The sequence below is a fragment of the Halochromatium roseum genome (genome assembly GCF_016653315.1).
In the GTDB taxonomy this organism is placed as follows: Bacteria; Pseudomonadota; Gammaproteobacteria; order Chromatiales; family Chromatiaceae; genus Lamprobacter; species Lamprobacter roseus.
Window position 1 is genome coordinate 12,057 of record NZ_NHSH01000081.1, and the last position, 17,907, is coordinate 29,963.

Below are 17,907 nucleotides of genomic sequence, written 5' to 3' on the forward strand. Positions count from 1 at the left end.
GCCCTTGAAACCAAGCAGGCGGGCTCAGGGTGAGCCTTCACAGCTCCACTCTTAAGAAAACACCGATCAACCGTCCCGCCTCGCGTGCCATTATCCGACAATCATCGGTACAGAGAAAATGAACCACTACTCAGGAATTCGCTCTGCCGAGTTTCGCGACTGTAGACGTACCCGCAGCGCCAACACCAGCCCAGCGAGCAACATCAGCGCCGCCATACTGAGCGGAACCTGACTGCCAAAGCGCACGAAAGGGGTCGATCCGACGCGCGCCTCTAAGGTTCCCGTCAGTGCCGCACGCTCGAAGAGTGGCAGCTGATCGCGCACCTGACCGTGCGAATCGATGATCGCCGAGACCCCGGTATTGGTCGCCCTGATCAGCCAACGACCAGTCTCCAACGCCCGTAAGCGCGCGAACTGCAGATGCTGATGTGGTGCCAGCGAATCACCAAACCAGGCGTCATTACTCACATTGATCAGAAACGCCGCCTCCGGTAGCGCCTGTCGGACCTCATCCGGAAACACATCTTCGTAGCAGATCGAAACCCCGACCGGCCAGACCCCAACCTGCAGCAACGGGCGCGCCGCATCGCCGCGGCTGAAATCCGACATCGGCACCTCAAACCAATCGATCAGTGGCCGCAACTGGGCCTTGAACGGCAAAAACTCACCGAACGGCACCAAATGGCGCTTGAAGTACCGATCTTTACTGCTGCCGAGGCTGACCAAGGCGTTGTAGTAGCGACCATCGGGCTCCATCACGGGCAGCCCGATAACGACCTCGGTGCCGGTCTCGCGCGCGGTCACGCCGAGCGGCTTCAGCAGCGGCTCCTCGACGCGGTCGAAAAACTCCGGAATCGCGGTCTCCGGCCAGATGATCAGGTCGCTCTCCAGGTGCGCCTTGGTGAACGTTAGATAGATATCCAAGGTCGGCAGCAGTCCATCCGCATCCCACTTCACCGCCTGCTCCACGTTACCCTGAATCACGGTCACCCGAATCGGGCGCTGCTCCGCATTCGGAGCCGGCCGCGTCCACTCGATCTGCCAAAGCATGCCGGCGCAGACCCAGGTCAGCAAGAACCCCGCCGCTGCCCGCCAGCGCGCCTCTCCGCCCCAGCGCAACAACCCCCAGAGCAGCCCCGCGGAAACGGCAACCGCCAGGCTCAACCCATGGACACCGAGCACCGGCGCCAGTCCAGCCAGGGGGCCGTCGAGTTGTCCATTGCCCGCAAACAACCAGGGAAAGCCGGTGAACAGCCAACCGCGCACCCACTCCATCAGGACCCAGATCGACGGCAGCAGCAGCAGCGGTCCTGCCCATCGCGGCATGGCATCGGCCGCCAGCCGATGCTCAATCAAACGGATCAGCCAGGCTGTCAGGCCGTAGTAGAGGGCCATGACCGCCACGAACAGGAGCATCAGCAGGTTGGCGACCGGCGCCGGCATGTTGCCGAACTCGTTCAGGCTGATCCGCACCCAGGCAACCCCAGCACCAAACAGTGCTAGCCCAAACAGCCAGCCAAGGCCAAAGGCGCCGGCACCATCACGGCCGCGCAGCACCAGATAGAACCCGAGCAGAGACACCACCGCCAGCGGGTAGAGGCCGAACGGCGCGAAAGACAGCACCATCAGGGCCCCAGACAACAGCGCTATGAGCGCCGCTAGCCAGCCGTAACGCTGCCGCCCTTGTTTCACGATAGCGCGGTGCCCCATGAGCGCAGCAGGTCCACGCAGATCTGCTGCCACCGAGCGCCTATGCGCTCAGCGTCAGTCATAGCGCTCATCTTTCCAGCGACGTAGCGCGGTAAAGACTTGCGCCTGTCCGTCCAGCGGCGCACCGGCGAAGTGCTCTGCGGCGGCAATCACCACAGGCTCCGCAGTCCGCAAAAAGGGATTCACCGCGAACTCCTCGGCCAGGGTCGTCGGCACGGTTGGCTGATCCAGCGCACGCTGTTGCTCAGCGGCGGCGATTGCTGCCGTGACAGCCGTGCTCTCAGGCTCGACCCAGCGCGCGAAACCGAGATTGGCCAAGGTATATTCATGCGCACAGTAGCAGCAGGTCTGCGCCGGCAAGGCCGCAATCCGTCGCAACGAAGCCGCAAGCTGCTCGAAGGTGCCATCAAAGACGCGTCCACAACCAGCCGCAAACAGGGTATCGCCGCAGAACAGATGCGCGTCATCGAGATAGGCGATGTGCGTCGAAGTGTGCCCCGGAACCGCCATCACCTCGAACTCAAGCTTGAGCCCAGCCAGATTAATGCGATCCCCATCACCCACCACCTGCGTCACCCCGGTGATGCGGTGATCCGCTGGCCCAAAGACCTCGGCCTGCGGCCACAGCCGCCGCAGATCCGCCACACCGCCGATATGATCGCCATGATGATGCGTGATCAGAATCGCATCCAAACGCAACCCCTCGCGTTGCAGGCGCTCGATCACCGGCCGAGCCGCGCCGGGATCGACCACCGCACAAGACGGATGGCCAGGCCGATGCAGTAGCCAGATGTAGTTGTCGTCGAAGGCTCGAATCGGCTCGATGATGAGGCTCATGTCAGCTCAGCCAGCACTCGCGTCTTTCAGTCGCGTCTGCTCCAGCCCCAGGTCGCGCATCTCTGCGCGCACCGCTTCCTCGATGCCGGCATCATCCAGTCCACAAGCGGCGAGCTGCTGCACATGACTGGCCTGCTCCTGGCAGCGATCCGGCAGGCCAAGATGCAGACAGCGCACCAATACGCCCTGCTCGGCCAACAGCTCTGATACCGCCGAGCCGGCACCACCGGCGACCGCGTTCTCCTCCACCGTCACCAGCAGTTGATGACGCTCGGCCATCTGCAGAATCAGCAGATCATCCAGCGGCTTCACAAAGCGCATGTTGACCACGGTCGCATTCAAGCGCTCGCCGACCACCTCAGCGGCGGCCACCCGACTGCCAAAGGCCAGCAACGCCACATCCTGTCCCTCGCGCCGAACCTCGCCCTTGCCGATCGGCAGCAGCGCGCCACCGGTCTTGTCGACGGCAACCCCAGGACCAGTGCCGCGCGGATAGCGCACCATCGCTGGGCCGTCGTAGGCATAAGCGGTCTCGAGCATCCACCAGCATTCATGCTCATCAGCAGGCGCCATGATGACAATATGTGGCAGCGGCCGCGTATAGCTGTAGTCGAAGGCACCTGCATGCGTCGGGCCATCCGCCCCGACCAGCCCAGCACGATCGACCGCAAAGGTCACATCCAGCCCCTGCAGACAGACATCGTGCACCAGCTGATCGTAGCCACGTTGCAGGAAGGTCGAATAGATCGCCACTACCGGCTTCATCGCCTCACAGGCCATGCCCGCGGCCAGCGTCACCGCGTGCTGTTCGGCAATGCCGACATCAAAGTAGCGCTCCGGGAAACGCTCAGAGAAGCGCACCATGCCCGAACCCTCGCGCATCGCCGGGGTGATGGCGAGCAATCGCGAATCGGCCTCGGCGCGGTCACAGAGCCAGTCACCAAAGATCTGGGTATAGCTCTTAGCGCCGCCCTTTTTCGGCACCGCGCCGGTCTTCAGATCAAAGGGCGTCACGCCGTGATAGGTGGTCGGCGCATGCTCCGCCGGCTCATAGCCGTGGCCCTTCTGGGTGATCAGGTGCAGCAGCCGTGGCCCAGGCATCTTCTTCATGTTACGCAGGGTCGCGACCACGGCATCCATGTCGTGCCCATCCACCGGGCCGATATAGTTAAAGCCGAGCTCCTCGAACAAGGTGCTCGGCATCACCATGCCTTTCACATGCTCTTCCCAGCGGCCAACCAGCTCGCGCAACTGCGGCATCCCCCGCAACGCGGTCTTACTCCCTTCACGCATCTTGGTGTAGAGGCCGCCAGACAGCAGCCTAGCCAGATGGCTACTGATGGCACCCACCGGCGGCGAGATCGACATCTCATTGTCGTTGAGGATGATCAGCAGATCCGGATCGAGCGGCCCACCGTGATTCAAGGCCTCGAAGGCCATGCCGGCACTCAGCGCGCCATCGCCGATCACGGCGATAATCTGGCGCTGCTCGCCCTTCTGTTTGGCGGCAATCGCCATTCCCAGCGCGGCGCTGATCGAGGTACTGGAATGCCCCACACCGAAGGTGTCATAGGGGCTCTCAGCGCGCTTCGGAAATCCTGAAAGCCCGCCCTGCATCCGCATCCGCGCCATCCGCTCGCGTCGGCCGGTCAGGATCTTATGCGGATAGGCCTGATGGCCAACGTCCCAAACCACACGGTCATGCGGCGTGTCGAAGACGTAGTGCAAACCGATGCTCAGTTCAACCACACCTAGGCCAGCAGCCAAATGACCACCGGTGCGGGAGACACTCTCGATCAGGAAGCCGCGCAGCTCTGCCGCCAGCTGTTTCAGATCGCTCGCGGGCAACAGCCGCAGATCATCAGGGTCATCAATGGTCGAGAGCAGTGGAAAGCTGGTCTCGGAGGCGCTGGGCGAGCCGTGGGCTGTATCGGACATACTGAGGTAACCGGATGATCAAACAGGCAGTAATGGCGGATCGGCGCACGGAAAACCCTGGCGGATTCCGTTAAGCCTGGCGGGATTCTAGTGCATCATTGCGCGCCCCGCATGTTTCGGACTCAACAGAGTCGAGATCCGGCTCAGTCGGTGGCGCTTTCGACGACCTCGATTTGATAAAGCCAAGGCCAGCGCTTGCCGGTTACAAAGAGGTCACCGGTCTGCGGATCAACGGCGATGCCGTTCAGGACCTGATCATGCCGGCGTGGTTGATCATCGGGCCAAAGACCACCGAGATCGACATAGCCGAGCACCTGCCCGGTGGCGGGATCGATCCGCACCAACCGATCCTCGTACCAGAGGTTGGCCCAGACCTCACCACCGACATATTCAAGCTCATTCAGCCGCCGCACCGGTTTGGGGCCGTCCATCACTCGCAGTCGGCGCAACTCACGACCATCAGCGGGATCGAGAAAGCGCAGCTCAGCGCTGCCATCACTCATGATCCAATGCCGACCGTCATGCGTCAGCCCCCAACCTTCACCCCTGATCGAGAACCGACCAAGCGGCTCAAGCGTTGCCTTGTCGTAACGCAGGCCAACACCCGCACGCCAGGTCAGCTGAATAAGTTCATCCTGCCAGTCGGTGATGCCCTCGCCGAACCAACGATCAGAGAGCTCGACCTGCGCTAGCACCCGCCCCGTCTTGAGGTCAACACGCCGCAACACGGACTCCCCATAACCGCCGGTGCCTTCGTAGAGCTCACCATCGGTGATCACCAGACCTTGGGTAAAGGCATTAGGATCATGCGGAAAACGCGCGACGACTCGCACCTGAGAGACCGGCGCCTGGCTCGCTTGCGCCGAACTCAAGCCCAAGCTCGCCATAAGGCCTAGCGTAACGGCGAGCACAGCGCGTGCCACAACCCAGCAGGTTGGCCACCGAACACGAAGCCCGAGCCGTTCGCCAACCCACCCGCAGCCGAGCCAATCGCCCGCCTCGCGACCGCTCACTCAGCCCGGACCTTCAGCATCAGAAAGCGCGCCGAGCTGCTGCTCGAGACAACGCACCCGGCTCCGCAGATGCTCGACTTCGTCAAGCAGATCCAAGGCCAGCGCCACACCGGCCAGATTCAGCTCCAGATCCTGCTGCAGGCGCAGCGCCCGTCGAGTGCGCCGGACCTCGACCCCGGTAAAGCGCCAATGTTCAGGCGCCCGTCCCAGCGGATGCAGCATCCCCTCGCTGACCATCAAGCGCACCTGATCGAGACTCACACCACAGACACGGGTCAGCTCGGTCAGGGTCACCACCGTGCGCTCGTCTAGGATCACGCCTTCGACTGTGATGATCGTTTCAGCCATGGCTCAGACCCCCAGCTTTGCTCGCGGATTGAAAGACTTGAAGCGCTCGGCCAATGCATCGAACGCGGCCCGCGCGTCGTCAGTGTCGGCGGGCGGATTGGTGATCTCGAGCTGGACAAAGGCATCCCCAGCCGGCTTGCCTGGCAAACCCCGCCCCTTCAACCGTAAACGCTGACCACTTTGCGAGCCGGCCGGAATCTTCAGACTCACGGTCCCACCAAGCGTCGGCACCGGCACCGTCGCGCCGCGCGCGGCCTCCCAGGGTGCGATGGGCAGCTTCAGATGGATTTCTTTGCCTTCGCTGCGAAACAGGGAATGCGGCTCAAATTCGACCTCGAGGAAGAGATCGCCCGCCGAGCCAGCCTGACCAGCGCCACCGAGCCCCGCCCCGCCTTGCCCAGCAAGACGGATCTGCTGCCCCTCGGTCACGCCCGCCGGAATGCGCACATTCAGGGTGCGAGCACGCATCTTCACCTGCCCCTGCGCATCGATCTCCGGCACTTCGAGCCGCAGCTGCCGGGTTCCACCCTTGAAGGCCTCTTCGAGCGAGATGCGGATGCGCGCGGTCTGATCGCGACCACGTCCGCTAAAGGGATCAGCATGCATACCGGGACCACCGAATCCGCTGGACCGGCTGCTGCGGCCACCGCCCATACCACCAAAAATGCTGGAGAAGAAGTCGCTGAACTGAGCCGCCTCCTCATCCGAGAAATGATCACTGCGCCGCGCGCCCGGGGGTGGACGGAAATTGTCTCCCGCATGCCAACCGCTGCCGAGCGCATCGTACTGCGCTCGTTTCTCGGCGTCTTTCAGGACCTCATTGGCCTCATTGACCTCTTTGAAGCGCGCCTCGGCATCCGGCTCCTTACTGACATCCGGATGATACTTGCGCGCAAGCTTGCGATAAGCCGCCTTGATCTCATCCGCTTTAGCGTCGCGCGAGACCCCTAGGATCTTGTAGTAATCCTTATATTCCATCGTGACTCTCGACTCGAAGAAACCTGCATCAAAAAGGTTGCACCTGGCACAATCTTAACCCGAGCATCGATCCGACCCTGACTCCGGCCCAGCTTTGTGCAACTCAGCTCGGCGCAGTCCAGATCAACACGACCCAGCTAAGGCCGGCCAGCTTAAGCGGCTACGGTACGCCCTCGCGCCCACTGCCGAAGCCCAGCGATCTGCGCTTCCATCACCACCGCAAGCGGCTGCGTCGCGCCCAACTGGCCGCGGATTGACTCCGTGCTCGGCTCCTGATTGCTGGCGCGAGCCGCATAGATGGCCGAGACAATGGCCTGCTCAATCCCAGCGCCGGTAAATCCCTCACTCGCTGCCGCCAGATCATCCAGACTAAAGCCGCTCGGGTCCAGACCGCGCTTGTGCAGATGGATCATAAAGATCTCGCGACGCACCTCGGGTTCTGGCAGATCGATAAAGAAGATCTCATCGAGACGCCCTTTTCGCAACAGCTCGGGTGGCAGTTGTGCGATATCGTTTGCAGTCGCGACCAGAAAGACAGCCGTCTTGCGCTCCGCCATCCAGGTCAATAGCGAACCGAGCAGACGCCGTCCTGGCCCCTCAGCACCGGAATCAACCGCTAACCCCTTCTCGATCTCATCACACCAGAGCACACAGGGCGCCATCACATCGGCAGTGCGAAGCGCATCGCGGAGTTTACGCTCGGTCTCACCGATATACTTGTCATAGAGCCGACCAAAATCGAGCCGTAACAACGGTACCCCAAAGCGCCCAGCCACCGCCTTTGCGGCCAGGCTCTTGCCGCCGCCTTGCACCCCAAGCAGCATCACACCCTTTGGACAATCGGCCCCTTGCTCCGCGGCCAAGAAGGGCCCGCGGCGCAGATCGACCCAGGCCTTGAGCCGCTCGAGACCGGCAACCTCGGCAAAGCTCGCGGTATCGTACTCGAACGAGACCGCACCCTCTGGACTCAGCAGTTGGTACTTGGCCCGGGTAACCTCGGTGACATCCGATTCAGTGATCGCGCCATCCTTGATGATGGCATTGCGAATCAACCGGCGCGCATCGGACTCGGCCACGCCCAGAAGGTTACGCGACAGCTGCTCAACCGCACTGCGGCTCGCGCGGAAGCTACGCTTCGGATCAGCGTACTGCCAGCGCTGCGCCTCTTCGCGGATCAATGCCAGCAGCCGCTGCCGATCGGGCAGCCGCAGTTCGAAGCGCGCACAAAGATGTCTGAGTTCCGGCGGACTCTCCAACGCATGACTGACCAGCACCAAGCGCCGCGGCGCCGACTCATTGAAGCCCTGGGCAATCTCTTTCAGCAGCCGCACATGCAGCGGATGCTCCAGAAATGGATGAAAATCCAGCAATAAATAGAGACCAGGGCGCAGGGTCGCCTTGATATGGCGCAACAGATCAGGCGGATCAGCCTGCGCCCCGCTCGGCACCGCCCGACCGCCTAGCGGCCGAAGTCCATCGGTCAGAGTCCAGCAGTACACCGGCAACTGCAGCCGCAATCCGATCTCGCCAAGCAGTTCCAGCAGTCGCGGCTCTTCCAACGACTCGATCATCAGGATCGGCGTCTCCGAGCGCAGGACCACTTCAAGATCGTGCAAGTCGTTCATGGAACGCAGCCAGTGTGTTGGTCAAGTCGCGATAAGATGCCAGGCAAGCAGACCCGGCGCTGGTAGAGCTTAGCGCAAAGCCCAGCACAAGTTGCGCCAAACTGCACCGAGAGAAGGCCATACCCAGCCGGGCCGTCCTGCAAGCGTGACCGAGTCAGTGCGAACCATAACAGCATCGGCAATGCTGCCGGGTGCGGTTAAAATCGTCGAACATAGAATCGCCGAACAAGGTTGTCGCCGATTGTCTCGAGCCGACGCAATGACTATGGTCCTAGCGCAAGCGGCAGCATTCTGACTCGCGCCGAGTTCACTTGATCCGACCCGACCCGACTGAGACCCATCATGACCGACAAAGAGCATTTGATCATCTTCGATACCACGCTGCGCGACGGCGAGCAGAGTCCGGGCGCCTCGATGACCCGCGACGAGAAGGTGCGCATCGCCACCGCTCTGGAACGACTGCGGGTCGACGTCATCGAGGCCGGCTTCCCCGCCGCCAGCAACGGCGACTTCGAGGCGGTGCAAGCGGTCGCCCGCGCCATCAAGGACAGCACCGTCTGCGGCCTCGCCCGCGCGCTCGATCGCGACATCGACCGCGCTGGCGAGGCGCTCAAGGACGCCAACGCCGGGCGCATCCACACCTTCATCGCCACCTCGCCGATCCACATGGAGAAGAAGCTCAAGATGAGCCCGGATCAGGTGGTCGAGCAGGCGATCCATGCGGTCAAGCGCGCGCGCCAATACTGCGACGATGTCGAGTTCTCGCCCGAGGACGCCGGCCGCTCCGAGATCGACTTCCTGTGTCGCATCCTCGAAGCGGTGATCGACGCCGGCGCGCGCACCATCAACATCCCAGACACCGTCGGCTATGCCGTGCCGCATCAATTCGGCAGCCTCATCGGCCAGCTCCGCGAGCGCATCCCGAATGCCGACAAGGCGATCTTCTCGGTGCACTGCCACAACGACCTTGGCCTCGCCGTCGCCAACTCGCTCGCCGCGGTACAGCACGGCGCGCGTCAGGTCGAGTGCACCATCAACGGCCTCGGCGAGCGCGCCGGCAACGCCGCGCTGGAAGAGGTCGTGATGACGGTGCGCACCCGCCAGGACAGCTTCGACTGCGACACCCGGCTCGACACCACCCAGATCGTCAACTGCTCGCGGCTGGTCTCTGGCATCACCGGCTTCCCGGTGCAACCGAACAAGGCCATCGTCGGCGCCAACGCCTTCGCCCATGAGTCCGGCATCCACCAGGACGGCGTGCTCAAGCATCGCGAGACCTACGAGATCATGCGCGCCGAGGATGTCGGCTGGCAGCAGAACCGGATGGTGCTCGGCAAGCACTCGGGCCGCAATGCCTTCCGCGCCCGCCTTGAGGAGATCGGTATCCAGTTGGGCACAGTCGAAGAGCTGAACGAGGCCTTCCGCCGCTTCAAGGATCTCGCCGACAAGAAGCACGAGATCTTCGATGAAGACCTGCAAGCACTGGTCACCGACACCACGCTCACCAGCGCCAACGAACGCGTCAAGCTGATCTCGCTGAGGGTCTGCTCCGAGACCGGCGAAACCCCACGCGCTGAACTGGTCCTGAGTGTCGACGGCGAGGAGGAGCCCGGCACCGCAATTGGCGGCGGTCCGGTCGATGCCACCTTCCGCGCCATCGAATCGATCGTGAACAGCGGCAGCACGCTCAAGCTGTATTCGGTCAACGCGATCACCAGCGGCACCGATGCGCAGGGTGAGGTCACGGTCCGGCTCGAGAAGGGCGGACGCGTGGTCAACGGCGCCGGCGCCGACACCGACATCGTCATCGCCTCCGCCAAGGCCTATCTGAACGCGCTGAACAAGCTCAGCACCGTTGCTGAGCGCGCCCATCCGCAGACCGGAGATGTCTGAGGCTGTGCGCGAGATGAGGCTGGTGCTTGCCGGGTCAGGGTCAGGGTCCGAACCCGAACTCAAGCTAGAGTTCAAGGATGAGTTCACGTTGCGACCAGGCTTGCAGGGTCGATCTGCTCGACAGCCTGCCTCGCAACCAGACCCAGGGCTGCTTGGCTGCTCCTCGCGGCACTGCCATGAGCTTCGCCGTCATGAGCATCGCCGTCATGAGCATCGCTGTCATGAGCAACCCATACACGAGCGGCAATTTCAAGCGCTGCAAACTCAAGACCGGCGTTGTCATGGATGAATCCCACCGCCTGTACTATCTGAAGGCCATGGGTATCCAGGTCTGGCAGCCGCGTATCGCTGGCGAGTCGCTTGCAACGCCAGCACCGGTCGTGCTCGCGCATAACGCGCCGCAGCCGGCGCTTACCCAGCACCCAGCGCCCGGGACCGAGTCGCAACTGGGTCCAGATCAGGGTCGCAAGCCAAGTCCGACATCGACCACAAACCCGGCAACAGCGACGAGTGCGACCGGCGCCCAAGCAGCCTTGCAAGCCATTGCGCGCGCCTCAGCAGCCCGCAAGGCAAGAGACGGGAAGGCAGCAACAGCGACAGGTTCGTCACCCGCCGTGAGCGCAAGCGCCAGCCGGCAAGCAGCGACCCGGCCCGCAACAGCGAGCACCGTGCCGCCGGCCAGTCCGCCAGCCTCAGCCCTATCAACGCTCTCGCAGCCTGCTGCGCAAACCGCAGTGCCGCTCCAGCAACCGACAGCGGCTCCGGCTTCGACAGCATTCTCGTCATCCTCTGCCGAATCCAGCCAGCCTCCGCCCTGGCTCGACGAGCCACCACCTTGGAGCGATTACGAGCAACTGCCTTGGCCAAGCGAGTCAGAGCTTCCAGACATCGCGCAGGATCTCGATCCAGGTGCCAGTATGCCGGCTCCTGACTTAGCCGCCGAACAGCACACCATCGCCAACCTCGACTGGGAGGCGCTCGCAGCCAGCGTCGCCGAATGCCGCCGCTGCAAGCTCTGCCAGACCCGCACCAAGACCGTCTTTGGCACCGGTGACCGCCAGGCCGAATTGCTCTTCGTCGGTGAAGGCCCCGGCCAAGATGAGGACCGACAGGGCGAGCCCTTCGTCGGCCGCGCCGGCCAGCTGCTGAACAAGATGCTCGCCGCGGTCGGGCTGACCCGCGAGCAGGTCTACATCGCCAACATCGTCAAATGCCGGCCACCGGGTAACCGCAATCCAGAGCCTGACGAGGCCAACGCCTGCCGCCCCTATCTGGAACGCCAGATCGCGCTGATCCAGCCCAAGCTCATCGTCAGCCTCGGCGCCGTCTCCGCCAACAACCTGCTCGGCAACACCGAAGCCGTCGGTCGCCTGCGCGGCAAGCCGCATCAGTACCAGCCCGGCCAAGGCGCCGCGCCGATCCCGCTGATCGTCACCTATCACCCGTCATATTACCTACGCAGCCCGGCCGAGAAGGCCAAGGGTTGGCAGGATCTGCAGCGGATCATTAAAGCCCTCCGACCATCTGCTTGAACCGATCGAAACCGTCCTCTTACTGCAAACTCTTACTGCAAACTCTTACTGGAACCTCTTACTGGAACAACGAACCACGGAGCAGCCATGACGATTGCGTTTCCCTACGGCCTCGCCGATTATCGCGCGCTGATCAAAGAGGGCTATCTCTACATCGATCGCAGCGACCGTCTTCCACTGATTGAGCAGACAGGTCGGCAATTGATTTTCCTGCGCCGGCGGCGATTCGGTAAAACCCTGTGGCTATCGCTGCTAGCCCGAATGCTTCATAAACCAGCTAGTCAGGGCAAGCACCGGCCACCGAGGGGCAAATATCGAGCCTGACAACGGCTATCGGCGGACACCGGAGCGCGCGACCTCACCAATCCAGCCTGGCAGGCGATCACGACCACTGGAGCACGAGCCGATTTGACGGTCTGCAGGCCAAATGTCCGGTGATCGCCGAGGACATCGGCGTGCCGACCGGCAGCGTCATCATCGAGGCGAGTGACAGGTTGCGGGCGCAGGCGGCTGTTGGCTGACCGATCGCTCAGCCCGACCCGATCCAACCGAGCAAGGGCGGCAACAACAGCGCCGTGGCAAAGGCCGAGAGCGCCATCGCCAGTCCAGCGAAGGCACCCATGGTGGCATCGACCTGAAACGCCCGGGCGGTCCCAAGACCATGGGCGCTGAGGCCGAGCGCAAAGCCCTGCACCGCCGGGTCTTGGCAGCGCAGCAGGCGCAGCACGGCGGTGCCGAACACCGCCCCGACCACGCCGGTGCTGATCACCAGCACCGCGGTCAGGGTCGGGATGCCGCCGATCTTCTCGCTGATGCCCATGGCCACCGGCGCGGTCACGGATTTCGGTGCCAGAGACAGCAGGATCGCAGGCTCGGCGCCGAACAGCGCCGCGAGGCCGATCGCGCTGAGGCCGGCCGTGGCGACCCCGACCGGCAAGGCGACCAGGATCGGCAGCGCGAGCGCACGCAACCGATGACGTTGGCGATAGAGCGGGATGGCGAGGGCCACGGTGGCCGGGCCGAGCAGGAAGTGGATGAACTGAGCCCCCTCGAAGTAGATCGGATAGGGGGTGTCGGTGAGCCAGAGCAGGCCGATCAGCAGGGCGATGGCGACCATCACCGGATTGAGCAGCGGCGTGCTGCCGGCCAGGCGATAGAGGCGCAACGCGATCAGGTAGCAGGTCAGGGTCGCGGTCAGCCACAGCAGCGGCAAGGCAGCGAGATAGACCCAGATGTCACTCAAGCGCGCGTCAGCCACCGCTCGGTCTCCGCCACCAAGCCATGAGGCGACGCATGCCGGCCATCGTCAGCGCGGTGACCACCAGGGTGATCAGGGTGCCGAGGACGAGGGCCAGCGCGAGCGCTTGCCAGTGTTCCCGCACCCGCTCCCAATGCAGCATGACGCCGACGCCGGCGGGCACGAACAGCAGCGACAGGTGGGCGAGCAGTGTATCGGCGGTGCGTCCGACCTCATCGGCAACGCCACCGTGCAGGAACAGCCAGCCGAGCAGCAGGAGCATCCCGAGCACTGGTCCAGGGATTGGCAGCGCGGCCAGTTGGACCAAGGTCTCGCCAAGCAGTTGGCAGAGGAGAATCAGCAGCAGGGCTTCGAGCATTCGGGTAATGATCTCAGGCCTGTAACGACGCCTCAATCAATTGCGCCACCTCCTCGGTGATGCGCTGGTTGTTCTCCTCGGGCAGCTCCAGGCGATCGTAGAGTTCGTTCATCTGATCGAACAGCTGCAGCAACACGCGGCTGATCTCGCTCGGGTCATCGAACTGCCAGCCAACGATTCCCTGTTGGCGCCGCTCGACATGACCCCGGCAGAGCAGGCGCAGCACATGCGGGATGCTGTCGCCGGTCTTCTCGGCGAAGTGCAGCCAATAGGGCCATTCGGCGGTCAGCGCGGCGAAATAGGCGCGGATCTCGGGGATCTCGGCGGTCTCGTGCGGGTCGCGGTCCCAGCCGCCGAAGTAGAAGGTCAGCCTGCCCTCCCAGTGCAAGGCGCTGGGCGCGTCCTCGCTGAGCAGCTCGAGCTTGCCGAGCAGCGGTTGGATGTCGCGGCACTCGACCGACTCGCGGGTGATCTCGATCGCCAGCAGCTCATCCTTGGCCGGTGACAGGCGGGCGCGGGGATAGCGGGGCTGGTACTGGGGTGCGGCTGTCGACATGGCGAGGCTCCGGTGTGGGTCGCAGTGATCAATGCTCGGTGGGTTGCGGCTGACCGCGAATGGTCTCGATCAGCTGGGTCAGCTGTTCCTGCTGAGACGCGCGCTCACGCAGGGTGGCGAGCTCGATGCGCAGCTCAGCAAGCTGTTGCTCGGCCTGCTGGCGGGCCAGGCGCTCTTCGTCAAGGCGATGTTCAAGGGCACGGAGCGTCTGCCCGCTGAGCGCCAGGGTCTGTTTCGCTTGGCGCTGCGTGTCCTGCTCACGCGCGGCCTCGGCCTGCAGCCGGGCGACCTCTTCGCTGAGCCGATCGCGTTCGCGCTCGAGCGCCTGCTGCTTGCCGGTAAGTGCTTGGCGCTCGCGGGTCAGTTGCGCCTGTGCCTGTTGCCAGGCGAGCGCCCAGAGATGGCGGATGGCGTGATCGATGGATCGGGGGATTTCGGGGGGATCGTCGACCTGCAGCTTAGGTTGCGCCGCACGCCACTCAGCGAGCCAGGGGGTGATCCGATTCGGCGAGCCGCCGCCCAAGCGCGCACGCACCGCCTGCACGGTCGGATGCACACCCTCGGCCGCAAGGCCATCGGCAGCCTGCAGCACTTGCTCACGGGTGACACCAGTGCGGGGCATGAGTGGTCCCTGGCGGTTGACGGATGCTCATAACATAGCATAACGAATCGGTTATGTTATGATCCGATGCCCTGTTTTCCTCCCTTTCCTCCCCCTTCCGTGTTCTGGAGTACCTCCCGATGTCCTCGTTCTCGTCGTCGCGTCAGCGCCTCGGCGTCTGGATCGAATCGGCGCCGATTCAGCGGCTGATCATTGGCCTGATCATCTTCAACGCCATCACCCTCGGCCTGGAGACCTCGGCGACGGTCACCGACGCCATCGGTCCGCTGCTGCGGCTGGCCGATGGACTGGTGTTGACGGTCTTCGTGCTCGAGATCGCCATCAAGCTGTTCGCCTTTGGCGGGCGCTTCTTCCGCAATCCCTGGTATGTCTTCGACTTCATCGTCGTCGGCATCGCCCTGGTGCCGGCCGGTGGGCCGCTGGCGGTGTTGCGCGCGTTGCGCGTGCTGCGGGTATTGCGACTGGTGTCCACAGTGCCGCAGTTGCGCTTCATCGTCGATGCCTTGCTCAAGGCGATCCCCGGCATCAGCTCGATCGCCGGCTTGATGCTGCTGCTGTTCTACGTCTTCGCGGTGATGGCGACCAATCTCTACGGCGAGCGCTTCCCGGAGTGGTTCGGCAGCATCGGTGCATCGATGTATACCCTGTTCCAGATCATGACCATGGAGAGTTGGTCGATGGGCATTGTGCGCCCGGTGATGGAGGCCTATCCGCTGGCCTGGCTGTTCTTCATCCCGTTCATCCTCATCGCCACCTTCACCATGCTGAATCTATTCATCGGCATCATCGTCGACACCATGCAGACCATGCACGAGGCCGAGCATCTGCATGAGCGAGAAGCATTCGAGGTCAGCATGCACGCCGATACCGACCGGGTGCTGGAGGAACTCTCGGCGCTACGGCGGGAGCTGGCGGACTTGCGGGCGAATCTGCCGTCAGGCGCGCAATGAGCGATGCCTTGATCGCTGCCAATCCACTTAGTCTGGCAGCGGGCGGACGACGCCAAGGATCGGTCCTAGCGGATGCCGGTGATCATTTCGCCCAAGCCCTTGGGCGTAGAGGCTCGAGACCGAGCCGTCGAGGTAGAGCGCATTGTCGCAGCCGAGCCCGTCGCGGAAGAAACGGGCGAAATCGTAGAATCGTACCCGTTGTTCAGAGAGTGCGAACACCACCTGCCCCGTGTCCGTGATGCCCACGCCATTGCGGATTTTCAGACTGTCGCTGCGGGGCAAAAAGCGCGGGTGAAGCTGGCCATCGATGACCAGCATCGGACCGGACTGGGTCGCGAAGTCAGCCGGAAAGCGGGACTGGAGATAGGCCTTGGTCTCGCGGACCACGGCCTGTCGGTCACCGACGGCAAACACCCCGTTCGGGAGCAGGTGGAAATTGCCGAAGCCGGTGTTGGTGTTGGCCGCCTTGAGCTGTACCCCGTTCTCGACAGCAAGGCCCACCGGCGCGAGCGCATGGTCATACATGCCTCCATTCACCGCGAACACGAGCATGAGCCGCTCTGTGCGCAGCTGTGCCACCAACCGATCGAAGCCGCCATAAGGCACGCCGTGCGGGTCCTGGTTGAAGAGCATAATCCGATCCCTGGCTGGATCGGCATAGCAGACGCTATAGTTCACGGCTTCCCAGGTCACCGAGCGGCAGTCGGTTGCAAGCGGCGCGGCCCTGCCCGATCCAGCTGTGGCGAGCAGCAGGATCAAGCCGGCCATGATGCGCCAACCCGGTCTCAGGCGCTCAGCGATACGCATGGTTGGACTGCTCAACACCCAAGGCAGCGCGTCTGTACCAGTCCGATGCCTCAGCGGTGACCCCCAGCCCGAGCAGCATTGCGCAAGCGAACGGGGGTAAACGCCCATAACCTCTTCTCGTACCCAGCGGTCGTTTTCATCTGTGGTTCCTCAAGCTGGCGTCGCCGGCTTCGCCTTCTTCTCGAACACCTGCAGGTTCGGCTCCTGCAGGATGATCGCTGGCCCTTTGTCCGTCGGCACCTGGGCGCCGAGCTTGCCACTCAGTGCCGCGACCCACTGCGGCCAGTCCGTGTTGGCCTTGGTCAGCTTCTTCCATGCCTTCGGGCGCAGCGTGGCGACCACCAGCGCGTTGTCGGTCTGGATGCCGATCTTCATGCCGTCCTTGATCTGTACCGCCTTGGGCAGTTGGTTGAACTTCAGGGTGAGTTCGAGGCGACCGGGCACGATGGCGTCCTCCGTCAGTGGGGCATCTTTGGGGAGTTTGGGGGCAGGCGGAGTCGGTGGCTTTGACGACGGCGACTTGGGCGGTTTGATCTCACCGCGCAGCTGTGCTGCGGCTCGCTCCGACTCGCGCGTGTTGACCTCACCGGCGGCTGTTCCGTCGAGGTCGATGCGGGGCATCCCCTCGCGCATCGTTTCCAGATAGGCTGGCTGACTGCAGTAGTGGGTCAGCGCTTGCTTGAGCATGCGGCTCAGCACCCATTTGGCGGTTTCCCGTTGGCTCTTGGTTGTGCCTTCTACCGGGATCAGCTCAGTGGCGAGTCGCTTGAGCATGTCCTTATGGACCTTGAGCTTGAGCGGCCGCGGTTGGGCTAAGTCGAAGCACGCTGGAAAGTGTTTGAGCAGGTCCAGAGGCTCGAGACCTTCAGGCAGTGCTCGAGGCGTTGTTGGGGTCGCCTGCTCAGGCTCGGGTGTGGTTGATTCAGGGTCGGTCATGGCGGAAACAGAACATGGATACTGCCGAGCTCAGACTGGAGCGCTGTCGCTCCAGGGCGCTCGTCGGCTTGGGGCAGGTTAGCAAGACCCATTCGAGCTCGAGCGTCACCGTGAGCGGGACGAACAGACTCGGACTGTCCATCAGGATGCGCCGGGCGATGGGACGCTGTTTGGCCGCTTCAGGATCGCCAGGATCATCCACGTAAAAGCGCGCCAGGATGTTGGTATCAAGGGCTATCATTCCGCAGCCTGTTGCGCTTGTTCGCGCATCGCATTGGCGACATCGAAATCCGCTAACCGCCGCTCGCCGGGCCGTTCGCACAGCAGGAGTCCGTAGCCATCCTCGGTCCGCGATCGGGGGATCGATCTCAGTGGCCGGACCCGAATGCTATCGCCTTCCAGCTCGAAATCGAGCTTGCTGCCTGGCTCGAGACCAAGCCGCCGGCGAATGGCGGCGGGTATGACGACTTGGCCCTTGTCGGATATCGTCACAGTTGACATCGCCGCTCCAGATTCTTACTCGGTAAGACAAGGACTGTATTCTAG

At 63.3% G+C, this 17,907-nt stretch carries 19 protein-coding genes; 4 read left to right on the top strand and 15 right to left on the bottom strand.

The genetic code is table 11. The features are described from left to right. Nucleotides 1–126: 126 nt before the first annotated feature. From lnt to CCR96_RS22630, 7 genes are all read right to left on the bottom strand, one after another. A complete protein-coding gene (gene lnt / locus CCR96_RS22600) occupies nucleotides 127–1,710 on the bottom strand; it encodes an apolipoprotein N-acyltransferase (RefSeq protein WP_201224008.1) in 1,584 nt (527 codons plus the stop codon). A 54-nt stretch (nucleotides 1,711–1,764) separates the two neighbouring features. Beyond that, on the bottom strand, nucleotides 1,765–2,547 hold the full coding sequence (gene gloB, locus CCR96_RS22605) for a hydroxyacylglutathione hydrolase (RefSeq protein WP_201224010.1): 783 nt from the start codon (nucleotides 2,545–2,547) through the stop codon (nucleotides 1,765–1,767). A 6-nt stretch (nucleotides 2,548–2,553) separates the two neighbouring features. Further along, nucleotides 2,554–4,485 (bottom strand): 1-deoxy-D-xylulose-5-phosphate synthase, encoded by a 1,932-nt coding sequence (gene dxs, locus CCR96_RS22610; protein ID WP_201224012.1) that lies wholly within the window; start codon nucleotides 4,483–4,485, stop codon nucleotides 2,554–2,556. Between the two features lie 143 nt (nucleotides 4,486–4,628). Further along, nucleotides 4,629–5,372, bottom strand: a complete 744-nt coding sequence (locus CCR96_RS22615; protein ID WP_201224014.1) for a glutaminyl-peptide cyclotransferase — start codon at nucleotides 5,370–5,372, stop codon at nucleotides 4,629–4,631. A 126-nt stretch (nucleotides 5,373–5,498) separates the two neighbouring features. Next, nucleotides 5,499–5,846: a chaperone modulator CbpM gene (locus tag CCR96_RS22620; RefSeq protein ID WP_201224017.1), complete on the bottom strand. Its 348-nt coding sequence runs from the start codon at nucleotides 5,844–5,846 to the stop codon at nucleotides 5,499–5,501. 3 nt (nucleotides 5,847–5,849) lie between these two features. Continuing rightward, nucleotides 5,850–6,824: a DnaJ C-terminal domain-containing protein gene (locus tag CCR96_RS22625; protein WP_201224024.1), complete on the bottom strand. Its 975-nt coding sequence runs from the start codon at nucleotides 6,822–6,824 to the stop codon at nucleotides 5,850–5,852. Nucleotides 6,825–6,976: 152 nt separating this feature from the next. Next, a complete protein-coding gene (locus tag CCR96_RS22630; RefSeq protein WP_201224032.1) occupies nucleotides 6,977–8,449 on the bottom strand; it encodes an AAA family ATPase in 1,473 nt (490 codons plus the stop codon). Between the two features lie 342 nt (nucleotides 8,450–8,791). On the opposite strand from CCR96_RS22630, the gene CCR96_RS22635 reads away from it, so the two are divergent. The 3 genes from CCR96_RS22635 (at nucleotide 8,792) to CCR96_RS22645 (ending at nucleotide 12,198) form a co-directional block, all read left to right on the top strand. Continuing rightward, nucleotides 8,792–10,342: a 2-isopropylmalate synthase gene (locus CCR96_RS22635; protein WP_201224034.1), complete on the top strand. Its 1,551-nt coding sequence runs from the start codon at nucleotides 8,792–8,794 to the stop codon at nucleotides 10,340–10,342. Between the two features lie 221 nt (nucleotides 10,343–10,563). Next, nucleotides 10,564–11,874 carry a uracil-DNA glycosylase family protein gene (locus CCR96_RS25695; protein WP_420827291.1) on the top strand — a complete coding sequence of 437 codons (1,311 nt, stop codon included), beginning with the start codon at nucleotides 10,564–10,566 and terminating at the stop codon, nucleotides 11,872–11,874. Between the two features lie 87 nt (nucleotides 11,875–11,961). Continuing rightward, a complete protein-coding gene (locus CCR96_RS22645; RefSeq protein WP_207192053.1) occupies nucleotides 11,962–12,198 on the top strand; it encodes an AAA family ATPase in 237 nt (78 codons plus the stop codon). A gap of 205 nt (nucleotides 12,199–12,403) precedes the next feature. Here the strand turns inward: CCR96_RS22645 and CCR96_RS22650 are convergent, their stop codons facing one another. The 4 genes from CCR96_RS22650 to CCR96_RS22665 are packed head-to-tail and all read right to left on the bottom strand — an operon-like array spanning nucleotide 12,404 to nucleotide 14,668. After that, a complete protein-coding gene (locus CCR96_RS22650; RefSeq protein ID WP_201224036.1) occupies nucleotides 12,404–13,132 on the bottom strand; it encodes an LrgB family protein in 729 nt (242 codons plus the stop codon). Beyond that, nucleotides 13,125–13,490: a CidA/LrgA family protein gene (locus CCR96_RS22655; protein ID WP_201224038.1), complete on the bottom strand. Its 366-nt coding sequence runs from the start codon at nucleotides 13,488–13,490 to the stop codon at nucleotides 13,125–13,127. The genes CCR96_RS22650 and CCR96_RS22655 overlap by 8 nt, the downstream gene beginning before the upstream one ends. A gap of 13 nt (nucleotides 13,491–13,503) precedes the next feature. Then, nucleotides 13,504–14,046 carry a hypothetical protein gene (locus tag CCR96_RS22660; RefSeq protein ID WP_201224040.1) on the bottom strand — a complete coding sequence of 181 codons (543 nt, stop codon included), beginning with the start codon at nucleotides 14,044–14,046 and terminating at the stop codon, nucleotides 13,504–13,506. Between the two features lie 28 nt (nucleotides 14,047–14,074). Beyond that, nucleotides 14,075–14,668 (bottom strand): DNA-binding protein, encoded by a 594-nt coding sequence (locus CCR96_RS22665; protein ID WP_201224042.1) that lies wholly within the window; start codon nucleotides 14,666–14,668, stop codon nucleotides 14,075–14,077. Between the two features lie 119 nt (nucleotides 14,669–14,787). Here CCR96_RS22665 and CCR96_RS22670 point away from each other — a divergent pair, with 119 nt between their 5' ends. Beyond that, nucleotides 14,788–15,618, top strand: a complete 831-nt coding sequence (locus tag CCR96_RS22670; protein ID WP_201224044.1) for an ion transporter — start codon at nucleotides 14,788–14,790, stop codon at nucleotides 15,616–15,618. Between the two features lie 27 nt (nucleotides 15,619–15,645). Here CCR96_RS22670 and CCR96_RS22675 read toward each other — a convergent pair whose 3' ends face one another. The 4 genes from CCR96_RS22675 to CCR96_RS22690 form a co-directional block, all read right to left on the bottom strand. Continuing rightward, a complete protein-coding gene (locus CCR96_RS22675) occupies nucleotides 15,646–16,425 on the bottom strand; it encodes a phosphodiester glycosidase family protein (RefSeq protein ID WP_201224046.1) in 780 nt (259 codons plus the stop codon). Between the two features lie 150 nt (nucleotides 16,426–16,575). Further along, nucleotides 16,576–17,361 (bottom strand): ProQ/FINO family protein, encoded by a 786-nt coding sequence (locus CCR96_RS22680; RefSeq protein ID WP_201224048.1) that lies wholly within the window; start codon nucleotides 17,359–17,361, stop codon nucleotides 16,576–16,578. Then, nucleotides 17,348–17,602: a PIN domain-containing protein gene (locus tag CCR96_RS22685; RefSeq protein WP_201224050.1), complete on the bottom strand. Its 255-nt coding sequence runs from the start codon at nucleotides 17,600–17,602 to the stop codon at nucleotides 17,348–17,350. Before CCR96_RS22685 ends, CCR96_RS22680 begins: the two co-directional genes overlap by 14 nt. After that, on the bottom strand, nucleotides 17,599–17,862 hold the full coding sequence (locus CCR96_RS22690) for an AbrB/MazE/SpoVT family DNA-binding domain-containing protein (protein WP_201224052.1): 264 nt from the start codon (nucleotides 17,860–17,862) through the stop codon (nucleotides 17,599–17,601). The genes CCR96_RS22685 and CCR96_RS22690 overlap by 4 nt, the downstream gene beginning before the upstream one ends. Between the last annotated feature and the right edge of the window lie 45 nt (nucleotides 17,863–17,907).